The organism is Butyricimonas sp. RTP31003st1_G1_RTP31003_210430 (assembly GCF_040920905.1).
GTDB lineage: Bacteria > Bacteroidota > Bacteroidia > Bacteroidales > Marinifilaceae > Butyricimonas > Butyricimonas paravirosa.
In genome coordinates, this window is record NZ_JBCOSQ010000131.1 from 1 (window position 1) to 3,325 (window position 3,325).

The 3,325-nt window shown below is 43.9% G+C and carries 1 protein-coding gene; it reads left to right on the forward strand.

Annotated elements, in window-relative coordinates; all coding sequences use genetic code 11:
- Nucleotides 1-344: 344 nt before the first annotated feature.
- Nucleotides 345-3,325: SusC/RagA family TonB-linked outer membrane protein (locus AB5542_RS21120; RefSeq protein ID WP_368243444.1), on the forward strand; the 2,981-nt coding region annotated here is incomplete at its 3' end.

Consider the following 3,325-nt stretch of genomic DNA (forward strand, 5'->3'; position numbering starts at 1 on the left):
CCATAATAATTCATTTTTGAAAATTGCATTACAAAAATAATCAATTCGGAATTTACACACTTTTTGAAACACTATCACAAGATATTCTCGATTATCGAGAAAACCACGCGGGTACGCTTTAACGTGAACGGCCGGGTGGTGACGGTGAGTGAAATAAATAATAAACAGGAATAATTAAAAACAAACCGGGAATTGCAGCAACAACTCCCGGTGTGGTAAACGTCCCCCGGGGACTCGCGATCCCTGAAGGATGATTGTTTAACTCTTATTACAAAAGTATGAAAAAAAATCGAACGGGCACGTGGATTCCGTTAAGAAATCGATGCGCCAAAATTTTGATGATTATGAAATTGACTTTTTTGATGATGTGTGCGTTTGTTTTTTCCCTGTCGGCGGGGGTGAGGGCGCAAGATCAGATGGTAACGCTGAAAGTGGAAGGAATGCCTTTTGCCAAGGTTATTTCCGAGCTGAAACGTCAGACGCAACTGGACTTTTTTTATAGTTTTGACGAGGTGGACGTGAAGCAAACGATTTCTCTGAATGTTAAAAACACGAAGATTGATGAGGTACTACAGCAAATACTTGGAGGTAAATTTACTTGGGAATATATCGATCGGATGGTGATTATCAAGCCTGCCACTCCTGATGAACCGGAAAAGAAATCATTGCGGGTGAAGGGATTCGTGTACGATATGCAAAGGGTTCCCATGCCCGGTGTGACGGTGAAGGTGGCGGGAGTATCTTTGGGTACGGCAACTAATTCGCAAGGATGGTTTGCCATGGATTTGCCCGTGACGAGTGGTACGTTGGAATTTTCTTTTGTGGGTTTTAAAAAGAAAACGGTTACTTTTAATACACAAACTGATACGTTGCGTATAGTTTTGGAGGAAGACATACAGGCATTAGATGAAACCATCGTGGTTGCTTACGGGGAAACGACTCGTAGAAAATCAACGGGCTCAGTTTCGGTCGTGAAGGCTGATGAAATGAAAGGTATCCCATCTTCAAGCATAGCCTCGCTTTTACAGGGACGTGTTGCAGGTATGGATATCACACAAATGTCCGGTTCTCCCGGGGGTGGGGGAACAGCCGTGATTATTCGGGGGTACAACTCCTTGGATGTCGAGCAAGGACGTCGATTTTCCGACCCCTTGTGGGTGGTCGATGGTGTACCGATGAACTCTTTTACCTCGCCGATATCGGGGACGAATTTGCTTTCTGATTTGAATCCGGAAATGATTGAATCCGTGCAAGTACTGAAAGATGCTTCCGCCGCGTCCATCTATGGTTCGAGGGCGGCAAACGGGGTTATTCTTGTCTCCACGAAAAAAGGGAAAAAGAACCAGAAAGCAAATTTCGCGGTCAATTTTTCTCAAACTTGGAGTATTCTCCCGAAACTTCCGGACGTGACGATAGGGCGAGCCGAGCGATGGTTGCGATTAAAACAGGCTAAAAATAATGTTTTTGCTTACTTGGATCCGAAGACCAATCAATATAAATACCCGGAAAGCTTACGGGAACAGTATGAGAATAGTAGTCAGAGTGCCGTTTACGATAAAAATTTTGTGGCGGTTTCCAGTACGTACCCGGGCACTACTTTGCAAGATAGCTTGAATCCCTTTTATAATAATGCGACCAATTATTTCCCCGTGTATTACGTGAAAGGAAAAGTGACTAACGCGAATATTCAGACTTACGGGGGAGGCGAAAATATGAGTTACGGGTTAGGTTTGGGATACTACAAGGAGGATGGTGTTTTCAGGGGAACGGGCTACAACCGGGTGGATTTGAACTCTTCTATGAACGTGATTCCCGTGAAGAACTTGAACGTGGATATGCGCTTCAATGCCTCTTTGGCCAATCGTAAGCGGGCAACCAAATCCGAAATATTGGGTTCGTCGGCTCCTTCGGTGGAGGTTGTTCCGGGAGAACCACTTGAATTGAATTCTTTCTTGCCGGGTGAAGGATCTGTTCCATGGAATGCCGTGTTGGAGGCTTACGAGGGGACGAAAGAGAAGAATCGTAATATTCGTTTGCGTACTAATTTTAGGGTCGGATATCAACCTGTAGTGGGATTGGATATCACGGCGATGTTGGCGGCGGACTATTCGATTGATCGGCGAAATTATTTCCAGCCCTCTTACTTGAGTGACGATGGCTTTTCCAAGAGCATGGGGGAAACGGGAGTCAATTTGATGGTGTTGAATGAGAATTTGGTTTCTTACAAGCGGACAATCAAAGAAGATCACTCCGTTAGTTTCGTGGGTGGATTCTCTTACCAGTATGACCAAACAGAATATAATGGTGGTTCCGCTCAAAATTCCCCTTCTGATAAAATTTATTACGCACCTGATGGTTTGCCCGTTTTGGGAAACGTGTCGACTCCAAATATAGGGGGAGGAACTTACGAGAAACCGGTTGCTTTCCAACGTTACGTGTCAGATATGCAGGAAAAGAGTTTGATATCCTATTTTGCTCGTTTGGAGTACGATTTCCGGGGAAAATACATGCTGTCCGCCAGTTTTCGGCGGGATGGAAGTTCTACTTTCGGGGCCGATAATCGTTGGGGAACTTTTCCCTCGGTAGCGGCAGCTTGGACTTTCACGGAGGAGAATTGGGTAAAGGATAATTTGGGTTGGCTCTCTTTCGGTAAATTGCGTGCCAGTTGGGGGCGTTCCGGGATGCACTTTTCACAATGTTATTTGGCATTGGGAGAATTAGTTCTTGCAGGTGTTGTGCATGGTGATGCCTATGTATCAGCTTTCCCCGATGGAGGTATGTATAATCCTGCTTTGTCTTGGGAAGAAACGGATCAGTATGATTTTGGTTTGGATGTGGATCTATTTAATTATCGGTTGACTGTCACGGCCGATTACTATTATCGTTACACGGATAAGATGTTAGCGAAAATTCCATTAGAAGGTTCTCATAACGGGTATATCTCTCAATGGCAAAATGCGATGGCGATTTCTAATGAAGGCGTGGAGATTATGATTAAATATGATATTTTCCGCGAAAAAGATCTGTATTGGAAAATTTCCGTGAATGGGGCCAAAAATTGGAATAGATTTCAAAAATCATATGATGGAAGAGATCACGGTGGGCGAATTATCGGAAAGCCTTTGAATGGAATATATGCATTCTTGACAGACGGTTTCGTTGATTCGTATGATGATTTAAAATTGTATCATAATGCGGCTGGTATGGGATATTACGTTGGCAAAAACGAGATGTTCAAGAGCCAGATGATAAAAGAAGGGGATATAAATTATGTGGACGTGAATGGCGATGGTGTTATTGATGGTAACGACCAAGTGTACATGGG